Origin of the sequence: Streptomyces sp. NPDC001536 (assembly GCF_042894505.1) — a bacterium.
GTDB lineage: Bacteria > Actinomycetota > Actinomycetes > Streptomycetales > Streptomycetaceae > Streptomyces.
Window position 1 is genome coordinate 101,732 of sequence record NZ_JBIAVQ010000020.1, and the last position, 23,687, is coordinate 125,418.

Genomic DNA, 23,687 nt, shown 5'->3' on the forward strand with positions numbered 1-23,687 from the left:
GTGTCTACGCTCCGCGCGATTCGGAGGACTGGGAATCGAGAAGGACCGGCGGTTCGAAACGCTGCGGGGTGATTTGGCTGACGTCATAACGCTTGCGCATCTCGTCGATGGCCCCGGGGTTGATCCCGCCGGCCTCCCAGATCTCCGCGATCTCCTCGAAGTACAGCTCGTGAATAGGTGACGGGTAGCACTGGAACAGCATGCGCGCCGGTTTGTCGGAGGCATTCCTGAAGGCGTGCGGAGTTCCCGGCGGTACGAACATGGAGGCACCCTCGGTGGCCCGGACGACCTTGTCGCCGTCGGGCGATTCCCATTCGTGCCAGTCCTGTTCGGTGCGCTGGGTCGGCTCGAAAGCCAGGAGCTGGAGCTCCCCCTCAAGAACGTAGAAGAACTCCTGCGCATCGCTGTGGACATGCGCCCCCACATCGAATCCGGGCGGTACGACCACCTCGAAGATCGATATGGAGGAGCCGTGCTCCTGCGTGGCCTTGAAGGTCACTTCCTGCGCCTTGGTGATCAGCTTTCGCCCCTGACCGGGCGGGAGGATGAGGCCAGTCATGTGGTCAGCTTCCTTTGTCCGCGCAGAGTTTCACTTGAGTGAGGTTCCGGTGCGCCCCGTCGGAGCTCAGTCCAGCTCTCGCGGACCGTCGACGCTCCAGCGGCCCAGCGCCATCTCGGCGGTGATACCGGGGCCGAAGCCCGCGATCAGACCGGTGGCGTCCTGGAGGGGGGTGTCCTCCTCGAAGAGCCTGCGGGCCGCGTCGAAGACGACGGCGCTGGCGATGTTGCCGTACTCGGTCAGCGTCGACCAGCTGTGACGGAACACCATGCGGTCGACCTCCAGGAACTTCGCGAGGTCGTCGAGGATGCGCGGACCGCCGGCGTGGACGATGTAGAAGTCGAGCTTGCCGGCGTCCCAGCTGTGGTCCTTGGCGAACTCGCGCAGCACCGGCGCGAGCGGCTCCATGGTGCCCGGCACGCGGCGGTCCAGCTGGAAGTGGAAGCCGGTGTCCTTGACCGCGTAGGAGATCCAGTCCTCGGTGTGCGGGATGAGGTAGGAGGCGTTGCGCTCCAGCTCGATGCCGACCCCGCCGTTGCCGCGGACCACGGCGGCCGCGACCGCGTCGCCGAACAGCCCGTCGGACAGCAGCGAGCCGATGTCGTCCGCGTCGGGCTGGTAGCACAGCGAGCACAGCTCGCAGGAGACGATCAGGACGTTGCTGCCGGGGTGGGCCAGGCAGAAGTCGTGGGCCCGGTTGACGGCCGCGCCGCCCGCCGCGCAGCCGAGCTGGGCGATGGGTATCTGGCGGGTGTCGGAGCGGAACCCGAGGTGGTTGATGAGCCACGCGGTCAGCGACGGCATGCTGAAACCGGTGCACGACACGTAGATGATGGCGTCGATGTCACGGGCGGCCACGTCGGCGTTGCGCAGGGCCTCTTCGATGACCGGCGGGGTCAGCTTCTTCGACTCGGCCTCGTAGATGCGGTTGCGCTCGGTGAGGCCCGGGTGCCCGAGGGTCTGTTCGATGGGCTGGACGATATGCCGCTTCAGCACTCCGGTGTTCTTGATCAGCCGGAGCGCCAAAGGAAGCTGCGGCTTTCCCGCGTGGGCTTTCGCAGCGAACTCGAGGGTCTCGTCGATCGTGATGATGTGTTCCGGCGCGCTCACTGCGGGCTTGCATAGCCTGGGCATATCTGGGCTCTACTTTCTCTAGAGTCTGCCTTCTGTACCTGAAGAATCTGCGCACAGCTTCCGGAGAGAGCGCAGCGCACGGGAGAACACCGCGGCGCGCGGGGATTCGATGCGAGAGGAAACCTGTGCCGTACCTGGCACGGACGCGGTCTCACCGGTACAGAACCAGTGGACACATGCTCAATCCCCCGCCCCCGAAATGATTTTGGGCAGGGAAGGCGTGCAGGAATAGTGACACGGTCGAACTCCCCGCGCCAAGGCCGACCCAAAGCGTTCCGAGCGAGACCGAGGGAAACTCGAGCAGCGCACTGACGAGTCTCGACTTCGACACATCAACAGCCTTGCCGGAGTATCGCCTCACCTCAGACGCAACCCGCGCGCTGCCGTTTCTGTAGCGGTCTGCTGCGAGCATCGGCCGTAGCCACGAAACGACCTGACGCGGAGGGCGCATGTCTCAGCAAGCCGAGGAAGCCACCGCCAAAGGCAGGCGATTCCCAGGGCTGCGGTCCCCGGCGAAGGGCAGAGGATCAGCCGCCGGCAGCGACCGGTCGGTGCGCAGGACCGGGCTCTTCGTCACCTTTCTGCTCGGTGCCCTCGCCGCGGTGCCGCCGATGTCGATGGACATGTACCTCCCGGCCCTGCCGGAGGTCACCCGCTCCCTCGGATCGACCGCCACGACCGTCCAGTTGACGCTCACCGCGTGTCTGATCGGCATGGCGCTGGGGCAGCTGGTGATCGGACCGATGAGCGACCGCTGGGGCCGGCGCGGACCGCTGCTGGCGGGACTGATGGTGTACGTCGTCGCCGCCGCGATGTGCGCGCTCGCCCCCAACGCGGAGCTGCTGATCGCCTTCCGGGTGATCCAGGGGCTCGCGGGGTCGGCGGGCGTCGTCATCGCCAGGGCCGTCGTACGAGATCTCTACGACGGTCTCGCGATGGCCAAGTTCTTCTCCACGCTGCTGCTGATATCGAGCCTGGCCCCGATCATCTCGCCCGTGATCGGCGGACAGGTGCTGCACTTCACCAACTGGCGGGGCATCTTCGTCGTCCTCACCGCGATCGGTGTGGCGCTCACCGTGCTGGTGTGGCGTCGGCTGCCGGAGACCCTGCCGCCCGAGCGGCGTCAGACGGGCGGGGTGCGCGGGGCTCTGTGGATCATGCGCGGGCTGTTCATCGACCGGGTCTTCACCGGCTATCTGATGACGAACGGCTTCGCGTACGGGGCGCTGTTCTCCTATCTCGCCGCTTCGCCGTTCGTGATCCAGGACATCTACGGGGCGTCCCCGCAGACCTTCTCGCTGCTGTTCGGCCTCAACTCGTTCGGGCTGCTGGCCGTCGGCCAGTTCAACGGCAAGTTCCTGGTGGGCCGGGTCCGGCTGGACAAGGTCCTCGGGTACGGGCTCGGGGTGCTCGCCGCGGGCGGTCTCGCGCTGCTGCTGGTGACGATGGGGGTCTTCGGTGAGGCGGGCACGGTGGGGATCGCCGCCTGTCTGTTCGTGATGATCTCCTCGCTGGGCCTGATCCTGCCCAACACCAGCGCCCTGGCCCTGATGCGCACCCCGCACGCGGCGGGTTCGGCGTCCGCGCTGGTCGGTACGTCGTGCTTCTTCATGGGAGCGGTCGCATCCGGGCTCGTCGGGGTCGCGGGCAAGGAGTCGGCGACCCCGCTGGCGGTGGTCCAGCTGAGCAGTGCCGTGATCGCGTTGGCCGGCTTCCTGCTCATATGCCGTCCCTGGCGGAACCGGCCGATGGAGATGCCCCGGCGCTGAGCACTCCGCGGTCGTCCAGGGCGTACGAACGAGGCGGCGTACACCGGCATCCGTCGGTGTGCGCCGCCTCGTGGTGCGAGCGGGTGCGAGTGGGTGCGGGGGGCTGCCCGCGCTGTCATCGCCGTTACTTCGGGTCGCTGTTGAACTTCGCGGCCGCCCAGAAGTAGCCGAGGACCGCGAGGCCCAGGCTCCAGGCGACGGCGAGCCAGCCGTTGTGGCCGATCTCGGTGCCGAGGAGAAGGCCGCGCAGGGTCTCGATGGCGGGGGTGAAGGGCTGGTACTCGGCGATGGGCCGGAACCAGCCCGGCATGCCGTCGACGGGGACGAAGGCACTGGAGATGAGGGGCAGCAGGATCAGCGGCATCGCGTTGTTGCTGGCGGCCTCGGCGTTGGGGCTGACCAGGCCCATGCCGACGGCGATCCAGGTGAGCGCCAGGGCGAAGAGCACGAGCAGCCCGAACGCCGCCAGCCACTCCAGGACGGTGGCGTCCGTGGAACGGAACCCGATGGCCGCCCCGACGGCCCCGACGAGGACCACGGCGGCGACGCACTGGAGCACGCTCCCGACGACGTGTCCGATGAGCACCGACCCGCGGTGGATCGCCATGGTGCGGAAGCGGGCGATGATGCCCTCGCTCATGTCGGTGGAGACGGACACCGCGGTGCCGATGGTGGTGGAGCCGATGGTCATCAGCAGGATGCCGGGGACGATGTAGGCGATGTAGGCCGAGCGGCCCGCGCCGGCGCTCATCGCGTCGCCGAAGATGTAGACGAACAGCAGCAGGAGCATGACCGGCGTGAGCAGCAGGTTCAGGGTGAGGGACGGGTAGCGGCGGGCGTGCAGGAGGTTGCGCCGCAGCATGGTGGACGAGTCGCGTACGGCGAGGGACAGGGTGCTCATCGGACGGACTCCTTGGGCTTGTCGGTGTCGCCGGTCAGGGCGAAGAACACGTCGTCGAGGTCGGGGGTGTGGACGGTGAGCTCGTCGGCCTCGATGCCGGCCGCGTCGAGCCAGTCGAGGATGGCGTGCAGTTCGCGCTGGCTGCCGTCGCTGGGTATCTGGAGGGCGAGCGCCTCGTCGTCGCGGGCGGCCGCGGTCAGGGACCGGGCGGCGGACCGGTAGGCGTCCGGGTCGGTGAACCGCAGCCGCACATGCCCGCCGGGGATGAGCCGCTTGAGCTCCTCGGCGCTCCCCTCGGCGACGATCTTCCCGCCGCTCAACACGGCGATACGGTCCGCGAGTTGGTCGGCCTCCTCCAGGTACTGGGTGGTGAGGAAGACGGTGACGCCGTCGGTGACCAGCTCCCGGATGATCTGCCACATGTTGTGCCGGGAACGCGGGTCGAGGCCGGTGGTGGGCTCGTCGAGGAAGATGATCCGCGGACTGCCGACCAGGGTCATGGCGATGTCGAGGCGGCGTTTCATGCCGCCGGAGTAGGTGGAGGCGGGCTTCTTCGCGGCCTCCACCAGGTCGAAGCGTTCCAGGAGTTCGGCGGTGACGCGCCGTCCCTCCTGCTTGGACAGGTGGTGCAGGTCCGCCATCAGGAGCATGTTCTCCTCGCCGGTGATCAGCCCGTCGACGGCGGAGAACTGCCCGGTGACACCGATCGCCGCCCGCACCCCGTCCGGTGACGTGGTGACGTCGTGGCCCGCGATCTGGGCCTGTCCGCCGTCCGCGGTGATGAGGGTGGACAGGATCTTCACGGCGGTGGTCTTGCCGGCGCCGTTCGGCCCGAGCAGCGCGAACACCGAACCGGCGGGGATGCTCAGGTCGATGCCGTCGAGGACGGTCTTGTCGCCGTAGGACTTTCGCAGCCCGTGCGCCGCGATGGCCAAGCTGGTCATGTGGGGTGCTCCTTCGCGAGGACGGTGGTCAGAGGCTGCGGGCGGTGATGTCGCCGTAGGAGGTGGTGGCGCGGATGGCCAGGGCGGCGTCGCCGGCGTTGCGGAGGGTGTTGTCGATACGGCCGTAGGAGGTGCCGGCGTCGAGGGTGGCGGAGGTGCCGCGGGCGGCGCCGACGGTGATGTCGCCCTGTTCGGTGCGCAGGGTGAGGGTGCCGCGGACGGCCTCGGTGACGTTCAGGTCGCCCTTCAGGGTGCTGATCTCGGCGTCCCCGCTCAGGCGGCCGACCGTGATGTCGCCGGACTGGACGGTGAGGCGGGCGTTCGCGGTCTCGTCGAACTTGAGCGGGCCCTGCGCGCTGTCGACGGCGACATCGCCGAACCGTCCGACGCCCCGCACCTCGCCGCAGGCCGATGTCACCTGGACGCGGGAGCCGGCGGGCAGCTGGACGGTGACCTCGACGGTGCCGGAGGGGCCGAAGAGCTGGTTGTCGGCCTCGGGGGCCTGGATGCGCAGGACGCCGTCGGTGTAGGTGACTTCGGTCCGCTCGGCGGCCTTGACGTCCCGGCTCTTGGCGGGGCCGGCGGGCCGGACCTCGACCGTGGTGTCGGTGCGGTCGGCGGCGATCAGCTGGATGCGTCCGGCGGGGATGTCGAGGACGGCGGTGACGGCGGCGGGGGTGGTGAACTTCTGCATGATGCTCTCCTGTGAATCGCTGTTTCCGATGAAGGAAAAGCTACGTTGCATTCACAGATCGAGCAACAAGTTCGTTGCGCAAAAATGCTATAGATGCAGGTCAGTTGAGGGAAATCGTTGCAGTGACTCTCGCAATTAACGCAACGACACTCACCCGCTCGTTGCAATGGAATGCCAGTGAACGCTATGCGGGGCAGCCAGAGTCAGCCCGTCGTGTTGCGTTCCGGCGGCAGGATCAGCGTGGGTTCGAGGACGACCCGGGGGGCGGGCTCGGCGGCGGGCCGGACCAACTCGGCGCGCAGGCCCCGCTGTTGGCGCCAGCCGGCCTGGGCGGCGACCACGGCGACGTAGGGGATGACGACCCCGCCGATCAGCGCGCAGACGGCGACGAGAGGCCAGCGGTCCCAGGTGAGGGCCATCACGACCACGCACACGGTACGGATCAGCATCGCGATGATGTAGCGGCGCTGGCGGGCCCGTACGTCCTGGCTCAGGCCGGTGCGGGCGCGGGTGATGGACTCGGCGCGGGGACTCTCGCGATGCCAGGGCGTGCGGTTCATCGGGCCTCCCGTTGAGGTCGGGGCGGCGGGCCGAGGAACGGGAACGGCGCGGGTGATCGTCCCCTGATCACCCGCGCCGTCTCGTTCGGCCCGGTCGTTGTTACTGGCGCCCCGATCGCCCGGGCGCCCGGGTCAGTGCGCTTCCCGGTCCGGCTCCCGCTCCAGAGCACCCGCGTGCCCGTTGGACGACCCGTGTCCGTTGGAGGAGGCGTGCCCGTTCGGCGAGTCGCCGAGGTGCTCCAGGGCGTGCCGCATCTCTTCGGGGGTCGGCTGCGGGATCTGGTTGCCGTAGAGCCAGCGGCTGACCTTGTGGCGCAGCATCTGCTTGTGGGCGTCCGGGTTGGGCACGCCGTCCGCGTCCTCGGCCGCCGGGGCGGGCAGGATCTCGCGCTGCTCACGGGCGAGGATCGTGTACTCGGCCTCGCGGTCGAGCCGCTCGTGGACCTCGACGAACTCGCCGTGCGGCAGCCTGCGGATACGTCCGGTCTCGCGGCCGTGCAGGACCTTGTCGCGATCCCGCAGCTGGAGGCCGAGGCAGATCCGCCGGGTGACGACGTACGCCAGCCAGGGCACCAGGAAGACGCCGATCCGTACGGCCCAGGTGATCTGGTTGAGGGACAGATGGAAGCGCTCGGCCAGGACGTCGTTGGCGCCGCCGAAGAACAGCACCAGGTACAGGGCGGCGAGCGACGCCACGAACGCCGTGCGGGTGGGGTGTTCCCGCGGCCGGTCCAGGAGGTGGTGCTCCCGTTTGTCCTTGGTGGCCCAGGCCTCCAGGAAGGGCCACAGCGCGACCACCGCCATCAGCACGGTGGGCAGGATGACCGCCGGCAGCAGCACGCCCATGTTGACGGTGTAGCCGCCTGGCAGCACGAACTCCCAGGCGGGCATGGCCCGCAGGGCGCCTTCGAGGAAGCCCATGTACCAGTCGGGCTGGGAGCCCTGGGAGATCTGGTCGGACCGGTAGGGCCCGTACGTCCACACCGGGTTGATCTGGGCGACGCCGGCCATGAAGGCGAGCACACCGAAGACCAGGAAGAAGAACCCGCCCGCCTTGGCCGTGTAGTTGGGCATCAGCGGGGCGCCGACGACGTTCTTCTCGGTGCGCCCTGGGCCCCTGAACTGGGTGTGCTTGTGGTAGAAGACGTAGATCAGGTGGACGGTGACCAGGGCCAGCACGATGCCCGGGATCAGCAGGATGTGGAAGCTGTAGAACCGCGGGATGATGTCGTGCCCCGGGTACTCGCCGCCGAACAGGAACAGCGTCAGATAGGTGCCGACCACCGGGATGGCGAGCGTGACGCCCTCGGCGATGCGCAGACCGGTGCCGGAGAGCAGGTCGTCGGGGAGCGAGTACCCGATGAAGCCCTCGAGGGTGACCAGCACCAGCAGGGTGAAGCCGATCAGCCAGTTGACCTCGCGCGGCTTGCGGAACGACCCGGTCAGGAAGTGCCGCAGGGTGTGCAGCATCAGCGCACCGATCATGATCAGTGCGGACCAGTGGTGGAGCTGGCGGATGAACAGGCCGCCGCGCACATCGAAGCTGATCCTGATGGTGGAGGCGTAGGCCTGGGACATCGGGATGCCCTGCAGCGGTTCGTGCGATCCGTGGTAGACGGTCTCGGTCATGCTCGGGTCGAAGAACATGGTGAGCCACAGACCCGTGAGGATCAGCACGATGAAGCTGTAGAGGGCGATCTCGCCGAACATGAACGACCAGTGGTCGGGAAAGACCTTGCGGATCAGAAACCGGAAGTTGTAGATCCCGAGGCGTCCGTCCGCCCAGTCGGCCACGCGCTCGCCCTTGGACGGTATGGTGCGCGCACTCTGTGGCGCCCTTTCGGTCGTGCTCATACCCGCGCGCCCTCCCCTCGCCGCTCGGCCGTCACAGGCAAGGTGGCCTGCCGCGGCGCAAGCCGGCCGGTGCCCTGGAGCGGGTGAAACGCTATCCACGCGTCAGCAAACAGAACAACCGCGCTCAAGTGATACTCAAGTCTGAACTCAAGTGTTCCTTGAGCGAGTTGTGGGACGTCGGAACACAAGTGGGCTTCGCTGTCGGTCAGTTGATCCACTCCTGTCATGACCTCGAGCGTATGTCCGTACGATTTCGGCCGCGACGGCGTATTACGCGCCAGGCGGCCGAAAAGCGGCGAGGGTCCCGGACACCGGGCGCTCACGGTCGTCGCCGTTCGCCGGCCGGTGTCGCGGCGGGCCAGTGGGCCGAGGAGCCGGTGGGCCGGGGCCGGGCGGTGGAGCCGCCGGAGACTCCGATGGCGGGCGCCGCCGGTGCGGCGGGCCTGCGCCTGCGGGCCTCCGGTCCGTGGGTGACGCTGGGCGGCGCGGTGACGGCCTCGCGCCGGGGCGTCAGGGCGGCCCGCAGGGCGCGCGGCCGCAGCACGGCGGGCGGGTCGCCGCTCTCGTGCCGGTGGAGCAGGAGGGCCGCAGCGTGCGGGTCGGTGGTCGCGGCGGCCGCGATCCGCGACGCGTACCGCGTGGCGAGCCGGTCCCGCACTCCGGACGCCGGGCCCGGGACTCGGGTGCTCGACCGCCAGGCGGGGGCGACCTGGTGGGCCAGGGCCCGGCGCAGCCGGTGGCTGATGCCGACCGCGGTGCCGTGGGCGGCGAGCAGATGGTCCAGGGCCAGGGCGCACTGCACGGCGAGCGTCATGCCGTGGCCGTGCACCGGGTCGACGGCGGCGAGGGCGTCACCGACGACGAGGAACTGGTCGGGCCAGCGGCGCAGCTTGTCGTAATGGCGCAGCCGGCTGTCGGTGCGGCCGCGGGTGTAGACGGGGCCGAGCGGGGTGGCCGTCTCGATGAGGTCGCGCAGCAGCGGGTGGCGCAGGGCGCCGGCGGCCCGCAGCAGTTCGGCGTGGTCGGTGGGCGCGAGGGTGCCGTCGCCGACGGCGATCGTCACCGACCAGCGGCCGCCCTCCACCGGGTTGAGCACGGCCTGGCGCGGATCGCCGGGCGCGGCCATCACGAACAGGCTCTTGAAGTCGGCGACATGGCCGACGGGCGGCGCGTACAGGGTGGTGGCGTACGACGTCCCGAAGTCGGCGACGGACTCCCCGGGCGGCTCGTAGCCGAGCTCGGCGAGCCACCGGGGGGCCTGGGAGCCGCGTCCGGAGGCGTCCACCACGAACTCGGCCGGGATGAGCCGTTCGGGGTTCCAGCCGTCGGGCTCCATGCGGTTGCGGCCGCGTGCCCAGACGCCGGTGACGGTGTCCTGGGGGCCGGGCTCCAGGGCGACGACCTCGTGTTCCTGGAGGAAGGTCACCTTGGGGTCGGCGCGCAGCCGGTCCCGTATCACCGCGTCGAGGAGGTCACGGCCGGCGCTGAGCATCGACCGGTCCGTCGGAACGCGGGGCAGCCAGCCGGCCGGGCCGAGCAGCAGCATGTCCTCGGGCATACGGATGTGGACCGCTCCGGCGCGCAGAAGGTCCCGGCGGATGCCGGGAAACAGCCGCTCCAGGCCCTGGTGGGCGGCGGTCATCAGGCTGTGGGTGTGGCGCGCCTGGGGCACACCGCGACGGCGGCCGGCGCCACGGGGCAGCCAGTCGCGCTCGATCACGGTCACCCGGTCCATGAACCCCGCCAGCGCCCGCGCCACGGTCAGCCCGGCGAAACCGGAGCCGATCACCAGGGCGTGCCCATGGCCGCCGCCCCTTGCCACCACACGTGCGTCCAGACTCAACTCGGCCGCCTCCCCAGTGCGTTGTGCTTGCATCATGCGCCGCAGGACGGCCCGCGAGACCTGCCTCGACACCGCCTCAAGCGGCATTCGAGGCGGGTACGAGGAGGACTTGAGGAAGGCGTGGGGCGGATGGGATGCGAAGGGCGCCCGGACCAGGGCGATCGGGCCGAGGCAGACCTGCTACGGGGCTCCACGAACGGCCCGACCGGCCCGACCCGGTGCGTACGGCGTCGTAGGACATCCACCTCCACGGCCGTACGCACCGGGCGTCGGCGTCAGGGCGCCGGGGCCCGCCCGAGCCCCGGCGCGGTCAGTGCGCGGTCCACCAGGGGACCGGCGACGCCCGTGTAGCCGGCCGGGTCGAGGAGGGTGGTCACGTCCTCCCGGCTCAGCACGCCTGCCAGCTGCGGGAGTTCGGCCAGCACCTCGGCCAGGGGCAGGCCGGTGCGGGAGGCGAGCAGGGAGGCCTGCGTGAGCAGTTCCTTGGCGGCCGTCTTGCCGATGCGGGGCGCCAGGACGGCCGAGACCCGCTCGGAGACGAGCTGACCGCCGGTCGCCTGGAGGTTGGCGCGCATCCGCTCCGGACGCACGACCAGGCCCCGGGCGAGTTCGACGGCCGTGTGCGCGGCGCCGCCGGTGAGCCGCAAGGCCTCGCGCAACGGCTGCCACTCCGCGTGCCACACCCCGGCCGACCGCTCGTCCTCGGTGGGCAGACAGTGCAGCAACACGCCTGCCAGCGCGGGTACCTGGAGCGCGGCGGAGCGGATCAGGGTCGCCAGCACGGGGTTGCGCTTGTGCGGCATCGCCGAGGAGGCGCCCCGTCCGGCGACCGCGGGCTCGGCCACCTCGCCGACCTCGGTACGGGTCAGCACCAGCACATCCGCGGCGATCTTGCCGAGCGCGCCGGTGGTGTGGGCGAGCGCGGCCCCCAGGTCGGCGACGGGGGTGCGCAGCGCGTGCCAGGGCAGTACGGGCACGGCCAGGCCCGTCTCGTCGGCGAACGCGGCGCCGAGCTCGTCGAGCACGGCCGCGGGGTCCGCGCCCTCACCGGCGTACTGGAGGTAGCCCGCCAGGGTTCCGGCCGCGCCGCCGAGCGACACCGGGAGCTCGCCCTCGGCGAGCCGTTCCAGCCGCTCGACGGAGTCCAGGACCAGCTGACGCCAGCCCGCCGCCTTGAGCCCGAACGTCGTGGGCACGGCGTGCAGGGCGAGGGTGCGCCCCGCCATCACCGTGTCCCGGTGCGCGGCCGCGAGCCCAGCCAGCGCCTCGGCGACGGCCCGCAGATCGGCGACGATCAGCCGCAGCGCCCGCTGGGCCACCAGCATCGCGCCGGTGTCGAAGACGTCCTGGCTGGTCGAGCCGCGGTGCACGTACTCCGCGGCCTGCGGGGAGCGTTCGGCGACCACCGCGGTCAGCGCCTTGACCAGGCCCACGACCGGGTTCGCGGTCTCCCGCGCGGCCAGCGCCAGTTCCCGTACGTCGAGCAGGTCCGCGCGGGCGGCGGCGGTGATGGCCGCGGCCGCCTGTGCGGGGACCGTGCCGCAGCGGGTCTGGGCGCGGGCCAGCCCCGCCTCCGCGTCCAGCATCGCCTGGAGCCAGGCGCTGTCGCCGACGGCCGCCTCCACGGGGGTGCCCGCCCGCACCGGCGACAGCAGCCCGGCGTCCAGATGGGCGGGCAGGGTCCCCGTGCGGGGGATCGCGTCCAGGGACGTCATGCGCTCGCCCTCGCCCTCGCGGTGACCGACTCCGCCACCGGGCGCGGCAGTTCGGGCAGGGCCAGGACCGCCGCCGCGATGGCGTCGGAGTCCTCCAGGGTGACCGAGCCGACGCCGGGCCGGATGCCGGCGGCGGTCACCCAGTGCACGGACTCGGTGGGCACCCCGTAGGCGAAGCGCCGCGGGTGCAGCACTCCCCTGGCGTCGATGACGTGGTAGGGCCGCTCGGACACGGCGAGACCGCCGGTCTCGTAGTCCGCGCCGCCCGTGCCGGTCCCGCCGGGGATCCGGTAGGGGTGGCACTGCCCGGTGCGCAGCAGCTGGTTCATCAGCGGGTCCGCGGTGCGCCTGAGGTCGATCTCGGGCAGCCGGGCCTCGATGAGGACCGTGGCCCGCACCCGTACGTCCGGTATCTCGCTGGACGTACCGGTGAAACAGGGCCCGTGCGGATCGTCCGCGTCGGCGGTGACCCGCATGCCGGGGCCGGTGACGTCGAGGACGCCCGCGTCGATCAGTGCGGCCATCTCCTCGATGCGGGAGGCCGGCGGGCCGATGGACAGATAGGCGTTGAGCGGGGTGTACCAGCCGTCGAGGTCGTCGCGGTGGGACGCGGCGGTCAGTCCGGCGTGGTCGACGGCGAGCCGCAGCTCGTTGCGCAGGTCCCGCAGGACGTCGAGGGCGGCCTTGACCGGTCCGCTGACGTTGCCCTGGCGGGCCAGGCGGACGTCGTCGTCGAGGTGGCCGCGCAGCCAGTCGCGGAAGGCGGCCTGGTCGGTGAAGACACGGTCGCCATAAGGGCGGGCGACCCGCTTCCAGTCCCAGCGTTCGGCGGCGTCGATCCCGGTCGCGTCGAGGAGCACGTCCTCGTCCACACCCGGCTCGGCCTCCAGGTACGCCTCGACGAACTCCTCGACGAAGTCCGGGAGTTCACCGCGCGACTCCAGCAGCGCGGCGTAGTAGACGCTGCACACCTCCTTGGAGATGAGCGGCCACAGGTCGGCGGCGAAGTCGATGGCCCCGTGGTGCGGGGCACGGGCGCGCAGCGCCGCGATGTACCCGGTGGTCAGCAGCCGCGGGTAGTAGCGGCCGTGGGCGCCCTTCTCGTTCTCGCCGCGCGCCTGGTAGGGCACGCCGCGCCGGGAGCCGGCGTACAGACGCGGTTCACGGCCCGAGGGCTCGTAGACGAGGCGGCCGTCGACGCGGGTGAAGACGCCGCCGCGGCCGTGGGTGAACAGGGCCAGGTAGTCGAAGAAGTTGAGCCCGAGTCCGCGCAGCAGTACGTGCTCGCCGGGCCGGATGCCCGACAGGTCCACGTCGGCCGGGTTGGACGGGGCCAGGTAGGTCAGCCCGTTCCGCTCGGCGTACTCGGTCAACTCCCGTTCCGTGTCGGAGAGTTGAGCCGGTACGTGTCCTTGGGCGAGCACGACCGCGGACAGCCCGGACAGCACGGTGCCGTCCTCCAGGACCACCGTCTGCTCCCCCGCCGGCCCGTCGTCCTCCAGGGCGACGGCCCGCACCGGATGGGTGCGCACCCTCACATGGTCGGCGGCACCCGCCACGACCCGCCGGAACGCCCACGTCAGATAGCAGCCGTACAGCGCACGCGTGGGGTAGGAGTCGGGGCCCAGACGCCGTGCCTCGGCGAGGACCCCGTCGTCGTAGCCGGACTGCGGGGCGGCCTCCAGGGTGTGCGAGACCAGCGCCTTGGCCCACTCGTACAGGCTCGGTCCCTCGTCCAGCGGGCCGTCGATCCGGACGCTGGCGTCCGTGTAGACCGTGACCTGCGAGGACACGGTGTTCATCAGCAGGTGCCGGGACTGCGTGGGGCGCCACACCCGTCCCGAGCCGGGCGGGTCCGGGTCGACGACGTGCACGGTGACGCTGTCCCAGCGGGGCGACTTCCTCTCCTGTGCGCAGAGCCGTTCCAGTACGGAAAGGCCCCGCGGGCCTGCGCCGACGAGGCAGACCTCCAAGTGGGCCGCCGCGTCACCGCGGTCGGACCGGGCGGATTCCCGGGCGTCCTGATAGCCGAACGGCATCGGATCGTCCAGGGCATACTGAGCGGCCGCCGTCACCAGCGGCCCTGCGGTGAGTGCGACGCTTACTGCGCGTTCGCCTCCATGCGTACCGTCCACAGCGCCTCCTTCCTCCGCCACCGTCGGGGCAGCCGCTCAACCACTGCTCGGCCCCGGATGGAAATCGGCTTGAGGAATGGCCGGGGCAATTGCCCGGCCCCGCTCGAGGGGCGCCGAGGACGAGGTGGCACGGCATCTCCGGCGGGCCGCGAACGGGGCTGTATCGGGACTCCAGCACCGCTCGCTACGTTCGGGAAAAAGGCGTCAAAGGATCGACCCGGCCATTCGGTGCAACACGGTCGCGGAGGGCGAGCCGCCTCATGAAGGAGATTCGTTGATGGTTCACCCGTGCCCCAGAAATCACACCCATGAGAGCCACGCCGTCCCCGGTCTCGTCCTTTGCGCCCCCTGTGTCAGTCAGCTGGAACGGAATCTGCGCGCACTTCCCGCACTGCACCAGGAGTGTCTGCACCACATTTCTCCGACCCATCGGCGGACCAACCCCACCCGGGTCTCGGGAAGCCGTAACCGGGATCACCTGAACATCTCGGTGCTCGATGCCCGGCACAACATCCTCGCCACTCTCGAGTCGTGGTCGGAAATCGTCGTGGAAAAGCTCGGCGTCACCGCGCCGGCCCGTTCCGTCCCGCAGCTGGCCCGGTTTCTGACCCGGCATCTGCACTGGCTCGCCGCCCAGCCGCCGGCCGCCGACTTCGCAGGTGAGACGGAGAGCCTCGTCGCCGAGCTGCGCAGCACGATCGACCCCGACCCCACGTCGCTGCACACGCTGATCCGGCAGTGCGTCGTCGAGGACTGCGCCGGCACGATCAGCGCCTCGCCGAAGAACACCGGCACCTCCGGGAGCCGGAGCATCGAGTGCTCGGCGGGGCATTCCTGGGAAATGCACGAATGGCTGACTCTGCGGCAGCTCATGGAGCGGCAGCGAAAGGGTGTCTCGGCATGAAGAAACCGCCGCGCCACAGGCTCGTTCCGACGAACGTGGCCGCACTCGCCGTGGGCGTGTCCGAAGCGACGATCCGCAAATGGGTGAGCCGGGGGAAGATCACCCGCTATGGCGCGCCGAACTGCCGCTCGGAGTTCGACATCGAGGAACTCACCCAGATCGCCATGCGGCGCGGTAACGCGTCCCGATGACGTCCGGGCATTCCCCGCGCGGCGCTTTGTGCGCACTTTCCGCCGCGCAAGAACAACCAATGGCCCGTCTCGAAGACTTTCGTGAAACGACAAGGGGAGTGAGTGCGTTGACGCTACCGACCTCAGTGGAGGGGGTTTCGGAAAACCGTCGGGCTCGCTCGGTCGGCATCGGTCGCGCCCACGCCAAGGCGATCCTGCTGGGCGAGCACGCGGTCGTGTACGGAACCCCGGCGCTCGCGCTGCCGATTCCACAGCTGACGGCCACGGCGAACGCCGGATGGTCCTCCCACTCCTCCGACGCCCGGGGCGGCCTGTCCTTCACCATGACCGGTTCCGCCTCCCGCGCGGTGGTGACGCTGGCCTCCGACGGTCTGCAGCGGCTGGCCGCGGCGTTCAAGGAGCGCATGGGCGTGCCGGGCAGCCCGCACCTGGACGTGATCCTCGACGGTGCCATCCCGCCCGGCCGCGGGCTCGGCTCCAGCGCCGCGAACTCGCGGGCGATCGTGCTTGCCCTGGCCGACCTGTTCGGCGAGGAGCTGTCCGAGGCCACGGCGTTCGACCTGGTGCAGACGGCCGAGAACATGGCGCACGGCCGGGCCAGCGGCGTCGACGCGATGACCGTCGGCGCGAGCGCCCCGCTGCTGTTCCAGGCGGGCCGGGCCGAGGAACTGGCCATCGGCTGCGACGGCCTGTTCATCATCGCGGACAGCGGCACCGCGGGCAGCACCAAGGAAGCCGTCGAGCTGCTGCGTGACGGTTTCCGGCGGGAGACGGGAGCCGAGGAGCGGTTCCTGTCCCGCGCCACCCAGCTCGTCGAGGAGGCCCGGCGGGCGCTCGCCGACGGCTCGCCGGACGAGCTCGGCTCGCGGCTGACGGACTATCACGAGCTGCTGCGCGCGGCCGGTCTGAGCACCGACCGCATCGACGCCATGGTCGAGGCCGCGATGACGGCGGGCAGCCTCGGCGCCAAGATCACCGGGGGCGGTCTGGGCGGCTGCGTCCTCGCCCTCACCCAGCCCGAGCAGGCAAGCGAGGTCGCCCGGCGGCTGCACGACGCGGGCGCCGTCCAGACGTGGGTCGTACCGCTGAGGAGGCTCACCAGCCATGCGCTCTGAACAGCTCACCCGACCGCGGCCGGCGGGCGGCGCGACGGACGCCACCGCCGTCGCGCACCCGAACATCGCGCTGATCAAGTACTGGGGCAAGAGCGACGAGCGGCTGTTCCTGCCCCGCACCGACAGCCTGTCCATGACCCTGGACATCTTCCCGACGACCACCCGGGTCCGCCTCGCCCCCGAGGCGGACCAGGACACGGTCACCTTCAACGGCGAGCGCGCGAGCGGTGAGGCCGCACGGCGTATCGCCGCCTTCCTGGACCTCGTACGGGAACGCGCGGGCAGCGCCCAGCGGGCCGTCGTGCACACCGAGAACACCGTCCCCACCGGGGCGGGCCTGGCCTCCTCCGCCAGCGGCTTCGCCGCCCTCGCCGTCGCCGCGTCGGCCGCCTACGGGCTCGACGGCGACCCGCGGGCCCTGTCCCGGCTGGCCCGGCGCGGCTCCGGCTCGGCGTCCCGGTCGATCTTCGGGGACTTCGCCGTCTGGCACGCCGGCACCGACGACCTGAGCTCGTACGCCGAGCCCGTCGACGCCGCCGCCGATCTGGACCCGGCGCTCGTCGTCGCCGTCGTCAACGCGGGCCCCAAGGAGGTGTCCAGCCGGGAGGCCATGCGCCGCACCGTCGACACCTCACCGCTGTTCGAGCCGTGGGCGATCTCCAGCAAGGACGACCTCGTCGACATGCGCTCCGCACTGAGCCGCGGCGACCTGGACGCGGTCGGCGAGATCGCGGAACGCAACGCGCTCGGCATGCACGCCACCATGCTCGCGGCACGCCCCGCCGTGCGGTACATGTCGCCGGCCTCCCTCACCGTCCTGGACGCCGTACTCCAGCTGCGCCGGGACGGCGTCCCTGCCTACGTCACCATGGACGCCGGGCCCAACGTCAAGGTGCTGTGCCGGCGCACGGACGCGGACAAGGTGGCCACGGCCGTACGCGGCGCCGCCCCCGACAGCGCGGTGCACACCGCCGGCCCGGGCAGGGGCGCCCGCCTCCTCACCGAGGACGAGCGATGACCTCCCGGCGCACGGTGGTGCGGCGCGCGCCGGGCAAGCTGTACATCGCGGGCGAGTACGCGGTGGTGGACCCCGGCAACACGGCGATCCTGGTGGCGGTCGACCGGTACATCACCGTCACCGTGTCCGGCATTCGAGGGCCGAGCCGCACCGGCGTGGCGATCTCCTCCGACCTCTGGCCGCACCCCGCGCACCTGCACTGGCACGACGGCCGCCTGACCGGAGACGACGGCCAAGCCGCCCACGTGATCACCGCGATCGAGACCGTGGCCGACCTGCTCACCGAACGCGGCCTGTCCGTCCCCCCGTTGAGCGTGTCCATCGCCAGCACCCTGCACGAGAACGGCAGGAAGTACGGCCTGGGCTCCAGCGGCGCGGTGACCGTGGCGACGATCGCCGCCGTCGCGTCGTACTGCGGGCTGGAGCTCTCCCCCGACGCCCGGTTCCGGCTGGCGCTGCTCGCGACGGCCCGTATCGACCCCAAGGGCTCCGGCGGTGACCTCGCCGCGGGCACCTGGGGCGGCTGGATCGCCTACCGGGCCCCCGACCGTGCCTTCGTCCTCGACCTGGCCCGCAGCCGCGGCGTCGAGGAGGCGCTGCGCACCCCCTGGCCGGGCTTCGAGGTACGTCAACTGCCGCCCCCGAACGGCCTGTCGCTGGAGGTCGGCTGGACGGGGAACCCCGCCTCCACCACCTCCCTCGTGGCCGGCCTGCACCGCAGGACCTGGCGGGGCACCCCCTCGCACCAGAAGTTCGTGGAGACCACCGCCGACTTCGTGCACGCCGCGATCGGCGCCCTGGAAGCCGGCGACGGTGAAGGCCTGCTGCACCAGATCCGGCGCGCCCGCCAGGAGCTGGCCCGCCTGGACGACGAGGTCGGCCTCGGCATCTTCACCCCCGAACTGACGGCGCTGTGCGACGCGGCCGAGGCCGCCGGGGGTGCGGCCAAACCCTCCGGGGCGGGGGGCGGCGACTGCGGCATCGCCCTGCTGGACGCCGACGCCCCGCACGACATCGCACACGTACGCCAACGGTGGGCCGCGGCCGGGGTGCTGCCCCTGCCCCTGCGTCCCGCCCCGGAAGGGAACCCAGCATGAGTAGCGCTCAGCGCAAGGACGACCACGTCCGGCTCGCCATGGAGCAGCAGCACGCGCACAGCGGACGCAACCAGTTCGACGAGGTGTCGTTCGTCCACCACGCCCTGGCCGGCATCGACCGCCCGGACGTCTCCCTGACCACCACCTTCGCCGGCCTCACCTGGCAGGCGCCGCTCTACATCAACGCGATGACCGGCGGCAGCGCCAAGACCGGCGTCATCAACCGGGACCTGGCGATCGCGGCCCGCGAGACCGGGGTGGCCATCGCGTCGGGCTCCATGCACGCCTACTTCAAGGACCCCTCCTGCGCGGACACCTTCCGGGTGCTGCGCGAGGAGAACCCGGACGGGTTCGTCCTGGCCAACGTCAACGCGACGGCGTCCGTGGACAACGCGCGGCGCGCCATCGACCTGATCCAGGCGAACGCCCTGCAGATCCACCTCAACACGGCGCAGGAGACGCCCATGCCGGAGGGCGACCGCTCCTTCGGCTCGTGGGCGGCGCAGATCGAGCGGATCGCGGCCGCCGTCGACGTCCCCGTGGTCGTCAAGGAGGTCGGCAACGGGCTGAGCCGCGAGACGATCCTCGCCCTGCCGAACCTGGGCGTACAGGTCGCCGACGTCAGCGGCCGCGGCGGCACGGACTTCGCCCGTATCGAGAACGGGCGGCGCGAACTCGCCGACTACGCCTACCTGCACGACTGGGGGCAGTCCACGGTCGCCTGTCTGCTGGACGCGCAGGACGTCGGCATCCCCGTGCTGGCCTCCGGCGGGGTCCGCACCCCGCTCGACGTGGCCCGCGCGCTCGCCCTGGGCGCCCGTGCCGTCGGCTCCTCCGGCGGCTTCCTGCGCACCCTGCTCGACGGCGACGTCTCCGCGCTGGTCGCGAAGATCTCCGCCTGGCTCGACCAGCTGGCGGCCCTGCAGACCATGCTCGGCGCCCGCACCCCCGCCGACCTCACCCGCTGCGACCTGCTGATCCACGGCGAGCTCCGGTCCTTCTGTGCCGACCGGGGCATCGACACGCGACGGCTGGCCCAGCGCTCCAGCTCCATCGACGCCCTCCACGAGATGACGGGAAGCACACGATGACCGAAGCACACGCGATCGCCGGGGTCCCCATGAGGTGGGTGGGCCCCCTCCGCATTTCGGGGAACGTCGCCAACACCGAGACCCATGTCCCGCTCGCCACCTACGAGTCCCCGCTGTGGCCGTCCGTCGGCCGTGGCGCGAAGGTCTCCCGGCTGGCCGAGAAGGGCATCGTCGCCACCCTCGTCGACGAGCGGATGACCCGCTCGGTGCTCGTCGAGGCGACGGACGCGCTGACCGCGCTCACCGCCGCACGCACCATCGAGGCGCGCATCGACGAACTGCGCGAAGTGGTGCGCGGCTGCAGCCGGTTCGCCCAGCTGATCGGCATCCGGCACGAGATCAACGCCAACCTGCTGTTCATCCGGTTCGAGTTCTCCACCGGCGACGCCTCCGGCCACAACATGGCCACCCTCGCCTCCGACGCGCTCCTCGCCCACGTGCTGGAGACGATCCCCGGCATCTCCTACGGGTCGATCTCCGGCAACTACTGCTCGGACAAGAAGGCCACCGCGATCAACGGCATCCTCGGCCGCGGCAAGAACGTCGTCACCGAACTGCTCGTCCCGCGTGACGTGGTCGCCGACGTCCTGCACACGACCGCCGCGAAGATCGTCGAGCTGAACATCCGCAAGAACCTCCTCGGCACCCTCCTCGCCGGCGGCATCCGCTCGGCGAACGCCCACTACGCGAACATGCTGCTCGCGTTCTATCTGGCGACCGGCCAGGACGCGGCCAACATCGTCGAGGGCTCGCAGGGCGTCGTCATGGCCGAGGACCGTGACGGCGACCTCTACTTCGCCTGCACCCTGCCCAACCTGATCGTCGGCACGGTCGGCAACGGCAAGGGCCTCGGCTTCGTCGAGACGAACCTGACCCGGCTCGGCTGCCGGGCCGACGGCGAGCCCGGCGAGAACGCCCGCCGCCTCGCCGTCCTCGCCGCGGCAACCGTGCTGTGCGGCGAGCTCTCGCTGCTCGCGGCACAGACGAACCCCGGCGAACTCATGCGCGCACACGTCCAGCTGGAACGCGACAACAAGACCGCAAAGGTTGGTGTATGAGGCATGTCCATATCCATCGGAATCCACGATCTGTCGTTCGCGACAAGCGAGTTCGTCCTGCCGCACACGGCCCTCGCGGACTACAACGGCACCGAGATCGGCAAGTACCACGTGGGCATCGGCCAGGAGTCGATGAGTGTGCCCGCCGCAGACGAGGACATCGTGACCATGGCGGCGACGGCGGCCGCGCCCATCATCGCCCGGCACGGCAAGGACCGGATCCGCACGGTCGTCTTCGCCACCGAGTCCTCCATCGACCAGGCGAAGTCGGCCGGCATCTACGTCCATTCGCTGATCGGACTGCCCTCGGCGACCCGCGTCGTCGAACTCAAGCAGGCCTGCTACGGGGCGACGGCGGCCCTCCAGTTCGCCATCGGCCTGGTGCAGCGCGACCCCGCGCAGCAGGTCCTGGTGATCGCGAGCGACGTCTCCAAGTACGAGCTGGACAGCCCCGGTGAGGCGACCCAGGGCGCCTCCGCGGTGGCCATGCTGGTCAGCGTGGACCCGGCCCTGGTGCGCATCGAGGACCCCTCCGGGCTGTTCACCGCCGACGTCATGGACTTCTGGCGGCCCAACTACCTCTCCACCGCGCTCGTCGACGGGCAGGAGTCCATCGGCGCGTACCTCCAGGCGGTCGAGGGCACCTGGAAGGACTACTCGGAGCAGGGCGGCCGCGCCCTCGAGGAGTTCGCCGCGTTCTGCTACCACCAGCCGTTCACGAAGATGGCCTACAAGGCCCACCGTCACCTGCTGAACTACTGCGGCTACGACACCGACAAGGACGTCATCGCGGGCGCCCTCGGCCAGACCACGGCGTACAACACCGTGATCGGCAACAGCTACACGGCGTCGGTGTACCTGGGCCTGGCCGCGCTCCTCGACCAGGCGGACGACCTGACCGGCAAGCCCCTCGCGTTCCTCAGCTACGGCTCCGGCTCCGTCGCCGAGTTCTTCGCCGGGACCGTGGTCGCCGGCTACCAGGATCATCTGCGCACCAAGGCGAACCTCGAGGCGATCTCGCGGCGCCGGACGGTCGACTACGCCGGCTACCGCGAACTGCACGAGTGGACGTTCCCGACCGACGGCGGCGACCACGCCACCCCGGAGCAGACCACCGGACCGTACCGGCTGGCCGGGATCAGCGGACACAAGCGGATCTACCAGACGCGCTAGAGCGTCTCGAGGGCACAGAGCGGGCAAGGGCGGCCACCGTGCGCCGCCCGCCCGCCGGCCCCTTCGTACAGCCATTCACAGACCATTTGAGGGGAGGGCAGCCGCATGACAGGCACCACGATCCCCGCCCCCGGCAGCCCCATGAAGGACATCAGGATCCTCGGCACGGGCGCCTATGTGCCGGAGCGGATCGTCTCCAACGACGAGGTCGGCGCGCCCGCCGGCGTCGACGACGCCTGGATCACCCGTAAGACCGCGATCCGGGAACGGCGCTGGGCCGCCCCCGGCCAGGCCACGTCCGACCTGGCGACGGCCGCGGCACGTGCCGCGATGGAGTCGGCCGGCATCACCGCCGAGCAGCTGTCCATGATCGCGGTCGCCACGTCCACACCGGACCGGCCGCAGCCGCCGACGGCCGCCTACGTCCAGCGGAACCTCGGTGCCGCCACCACCGCGGCGGTCGACGTCAACGCGGTGTGCTCCGGCACCGTGTTCGCGCTCTCCGCGGTCGGCAGCGTGATCCTGCGGCGCGGCGGCTACGCCCTGGTGATCGGTGCCGACACCTACTCGCGCATCCTGAACCCGGCCGACCGCAGGACGGTCGTCCTGTTCGGCGACGGCGCCGGCGCCATGGTCCTGGGCCCGACCACCGAGGGCCCGCTCCTGCGGCACGTCGCCCTCTACACCTTCGGCGCCCTCTCGGACCTGATCCAGGTGCCCGGGGGCGGCAGCCGGCAGCCCCTGGACCACGCCGGCCTGGACGCCGGACTCCAGTACTTCGCGATGGACGGCCGGGAGGTACGCCGTTTCGTCGTGGAGCAACTGCCGCAGCTGACCAAGGGGTTCCTCCACGAGGCCGGTGTCGAGCCCGCGGACATCAGCCACTTCGTCCCGCACCAGGCCAACAGCGTCATGCTCGACGACGTCTTCGAGGCCCTGGCCCTCCCCCGCGCCACCATGCACCGCACGGTCACCCACTACGGCAACACGGGCGCCGCCTCCATCCCGATCACGCTCGACGCGGCCGCCCGCCAGGGCGCCTTCCAACCGGGGGAACTGATCCTGCTGGCCGGCTTCGGCGGCGGCATGGCCGCGAGCTTCGCCCTGGTCGAGTGGGGGTGAGGACCCCGCACGGCCGCCGCCCCGCTCCGACCCACCGCCCCTGACCCCCGTAGAACCCCTGTCGAAAGCCCTGCCCGAAAGGTTGCACCCATGTCGCTCGTGCTCGACGCAGCCGCCCAGGACCTCCTCTTCCGTGAGGCCCGCACGGCCAACGCCTTCACCGACGAGCCGGTGACCGACGAACAGATCGAGGCGATCTACGACCTCGTCAAGTACGGTCCGACCGCCACCAACCAGAGCCCGCTGCGCATCACCCTGGTCCGCTCCCCCGAGGCCCGTGAGCGCCTGGTGCGGCACATGGCCGAGGCCAACCGCGCGAAGACCGCCACCGCCCCACTGGTCGCGATCCTCGCCACGGACAACGAGTTCCACGAGGAGCTCCACAAGCTGGTCCCGCACTTCCCCCAGGTCAAGGACCTCCTCTACGCCGAGCGCCCGGCCCGCGAGAGGTCCGCCGTCCTCAACGGCGCCCTCCAGGCCGCGTACTTCATCATCGGCATCCGTGCCGCCGGCCTCGCCGCGGGCCCGATGAGCGGCTTCGACGCCGCCGGCGTCCAGAAGGAGTTCCTGGACGACGACCACACCCCCCTGATGGTGATCAACATCGGCAGGCCCGGCCCGAACGCCTGGTTCCCGCGCGCCCCGCGCCTGGACGTCGACGAGGTCGTCACGACCATCTGAATCCGGCCACGAGAAGGGGCGGGGGGGGGGGGGGGGGGGGGGGGGGCCCGCGCCCCCCGGGGGGGCGGCCCCCCCCGAACGGCCCCCCGGGCGCGCCGGGCTAGCCGCCCCGGCGGCCCCCGACCAGCG

21 protein-coding genes are annotated in these 23,687 nt (G+C 71.0%); 11 read left to right on the top strand and 10 right to left on the bottom strand.

The window, feature by feature from the left end; all coding sequences use genetic code 11:
* Nucleotides 1-4 precede the first annotated feature (4 nt).
* A complete protein-coding gene (locus ACFY0U_RS39880; protein WP_388644546.1) occupies nucleotides 5-559 on the bottom strand; it encodes a cupin domain-containing protein in 555 nt (184 codons plus the stop codon).
* A 66-nt stretch (nucleotides 560-625) separates the two neighbouring features.
* Nucleotides 626-1,693: a type III polyketide synthase gene (locus ACFY0U_RS39885; RefSeq protein WP_388644549.1), complete on the bottom strand. Its 1,068-nt coding sequence runs from the start codon at nucleotides 1,691-1,693 to the stop codon at nucleotides 626-628.
* Nucleotides 1,694-2,142: 449 nt separating this feature from the next.
* Here ACFY0U_RS39885 and ACFY0U_RS39890 point away from each other — a divergent pair, with 449 nt between their 5' ends.
* Nucleotides 2,143-3,462: a multidrug effflux MFS transporter gene (locus ACFY0U_RS39890; protein ID WP_388644551.1), complete on the top strand. Its 1,320-nt coding sequence runs from the start codon at nucleotides 2,143-2,145 to the stop codon at nucleotides 3,460-3,462.
* A 124-nt stretch (nucleotides 3,463-3,586) separates the two neighbouring features.
* On the opposite strand, the gene ACFY0U_RS39895 is transcribed toward ACFY0U_RS39890, so the two are convergent.
* The 8 genes from ACFY0U_RS39895 to ACFY0U_RS39930 all read right to left on the bottom strand — a co-directional run bounded on the left by ACFY0U_RS39895 (nucleotide 3,587) and on the right by ACFY0U_RS39930 (nucleotide 14,012).
* The gene (locus ACFY0U_RS39895; protein WP_388644554.1) at nucleotides 3,587-4,363 is read right to left on the bottom strand and encodes an ABC transporter permease; all 777 of its coding nucleotides are present in this window, start codon (nucleotides 4,361-4,363) and stop codon (nucleotides 3,587-3,589) included.
* Nucleotides 4,360-5,307, bottom strand: coding sequence for an ATP-binding cassette domain-containing protein (locus ACFY0U_RS39900; RefSeq protein ID WP_388644557.1), 948 nt, complete (start codon nucleotides 5,305-5,307; stop codon nucleotides 4,360-4,362). Before ACFY0U_RS39900 ends, ACFY0U_RS39895 begins: the two co-directional genes overlap by 4 nt.
* A gap of 28 nt (nucleotides 5,308-5,335) precedes the next feature.
* Nucleotides 5,336-6,001, bottom strand: a complete 666-nt coding sequence (locus ACFY0U_RS39905; RefSeq protein WP_388644560.1) for a DUF4097 family beta strand repeat-containing protein — start codon at nucleotides 5,999-6,001, stop codon at nucleotides 5,336-5,338.
* Nucleotides 6,002-6,204: 203 nt separating this feature from the next.
* Nucleotides 6,205-6,561 carry a DUF3099 domain-containing protein gene (locus tag ACFY0U_RS39910; RefSeq protein ID WP_388644562.1) on the bottom strand — a complete coding sequence of 119 codons (357 nt, stop codon included), beginning with the start codon at nucleotides 6,559-6,561 and terminating at the stop codon, nucleotides 6,205-6,207.
* Between the two features lie 132 nt (nucleotides 6,562-6,693).
* Nucleotides 6,694-8,415, bottom strand: a complete 1,722-nt coding sequence (locus ACFY0U_RS39915) for a cytochrome bc complex cytochrome b subunit (protein ID WP_388644565.1) — start codon at nucleotides 8,413-8,415, stop codon at nucleotides 6,694-6,696.
* 319 nt (nucleotides 8,416-8,734) lie between these two features.
* Nucleotides 8,735-10,258, bottom strand: coding sequence for an FAD-dependent oxidoreductase (locus ACFY0U_RS39920; RefSeq protein ID WP_388644567.1), 1,524 nt, complete (start codon nucleotides 10,256-10,258; stop codon nucleotides 8,735-8,737).
* Nucleotides 10,259-10,533: 275 nt separating this feature from the next.
* Nucleotides 10,534-11,973 (bottom strand): 3-carboxy-cis,cis-muconate cycloisomerase, encoded by a 1,440-nt coding sequence (gene pcaB / locus ACFY0U_RS39925; RefSeq protein WP_388644569.1) that lies wholly within the window; start codon nucleotides 11,971-11,973, stop codon nucleotides 10,534-10,536.
* On the bottom strand, nucleotides 11,970-14,012 hold the full coding sequence (locus ACFY0U_RS39930) for an FAD/NAD(P)-binding protein (protein WP_388644693.1): 2,043 nt from the start codon (nucleotides 14,010-14,012) through the stop codon (nucleotides 11,970-11,972). Before ACFY0U_RS39930 ends, pcaB begins: the two co-directional genes overlap by 4 nt.
* Before the next feature lie 643 nt (nucleotides 14,013-14,655).
* On the opposite strand from ACFY0U_RS39930, the gene ACFY0U_RS39935 reads away from it, so the two are divergent.
* The 10 genes from ACFY0U_RS39935 (at nucleotide 14,656) to ACFY0U_RS39980 (ending at nucleotide 23,558) form a co-directional block, all read left to right on the top strand.
* Nucleotides 14,656-15,012 (top strand): hypothetical protein, encoded by a 357-nt coding sequence (locus ACFY0U_RS39935; RefSeq protein ID WP_388644572.1) that lies wholly within the window; start codon nucleotides 14,656-14,658, stop codon nucleotides 15,010-15,012.
* A complete protein-coding gene (locus ACFY0U_RS39940; protein ID WP_388644574.1) occupies nucleotides 15,009-15,203 on the top strand; it encodes a hypothetical protein in 195 nt (64 codons plus the stop codon). The genes ACFY0U_RS39935 and ACFY0U_RS39940 overlap by 4 nt, the downstream gene beginning before the upstream one ends.
* Before the next feature lie 125 nt (nucleotides 15,204-15,328).
* A complete protein-coding gene (gene mvk, locus ACFY0U_RS39945; RefSeq protein WP_388644576.1) occupies nucleotides 15,329-16,318 on the top strand; it encodes a mevalonate kinase in 990 nt (329 codons plus the stop codon).
* On the top strand, nucleotides 16,308-17,336 hold the full coding sequence (gene mvaD, locus ACFY0U_RS39950) for a diphosphomevalonate decarboxylase (protein WP_388644579.1): 1,029 nt from the start codon (nucleotides 16,308-16,310) through the stop codon (nucleotides 17,334-17,336). The genes mvk and mvaD overlap by 11 nt, the downstream gene beginning before the upstream one ends.
* A complete protein-coding gene (locus ACFY0U_RS39955) occupies nucleotides 17,333-18,433 on the top strand; it encodes a phosphomevalonate kinase (RefSeq protein ID WP_388644581.1) in 1,101 nt (366 codons plus the stop codon). The genes mvaD and ACFY0U_RS39955 overlap by 4 nt, the downstream gene beginning before the upstream one ends.
* Nucleotides 18,430-19,524, top strand: coding sequence for a type 2 isopentenyl-diphosphate Delta-isomerase (gene fni / locus ACFY0U_RS39960; RefSeq protein ID WP_388644584.1), 1,095 nt, complete (start codon nucleotides 18,430-18,432; stop codon nucleotides 19,522-19,524). Before ACFY0U_RS39955 ends, fni begins: the two co-directional genes overlap by 4 nt.
* On the top strand, nucleotides 19,521-20,582 hold the full coding sequence (locus ACFY0U_RS39965) for a hydroxymethylglutaryl-CoA reductase (RefSeq protein WP_388644587.1): 1,062 nt from the start codon (nucleotides 19,521-19,523) through the stop codon (nucleotides 20,580-20,582). Before fni ends, ACFY0U_RS39965 begins: the two co-directional genes overlap by 4 nt.
* Before the next feature lie 3 nt (nucleotides 20,583-20,585).
* Complete coding sequence (locus ACFY0U_RS39970) at nucleotides 20,586-21,755, top strand: hydroxymethylglutaryl-CoA synthase (RefSeq protein ID WP_388644589.1); 1,170 nt, start codon at nucleotides 20,586-20,588, stop codon at nucleotides 21,753-21,755.
* A 105-nt stretch (nucleotides 21,756-21,860) separates the two neighbouring features.
* Complete coding sequence (locus ACFY0U_RS39975; RefSeq protein ID WP_388644592.1) at nucleotides 21,861-22,877, top strand: 3-oxoacyl-ACP synthase III family protein; 1,017 nt, start codon at nucleotides 21,861-21,863, stop codon at nucleotides 22,875-22,877.
* A gap of 90 nt (nucleotides 22,878-22,967) precedes the next feature.
* Entirely contained in the window at nucleotides 22,968-23,558 is a 591-nt protein-coding gene (locus tag ACFY0U_RS39980) for a malonic semialdehyde reductase (RefSeq protein ID WP_388644595.1), read from the top strand.
* Nucleotides 23,559-23,687: the final 129 nt, after the last annotated feature.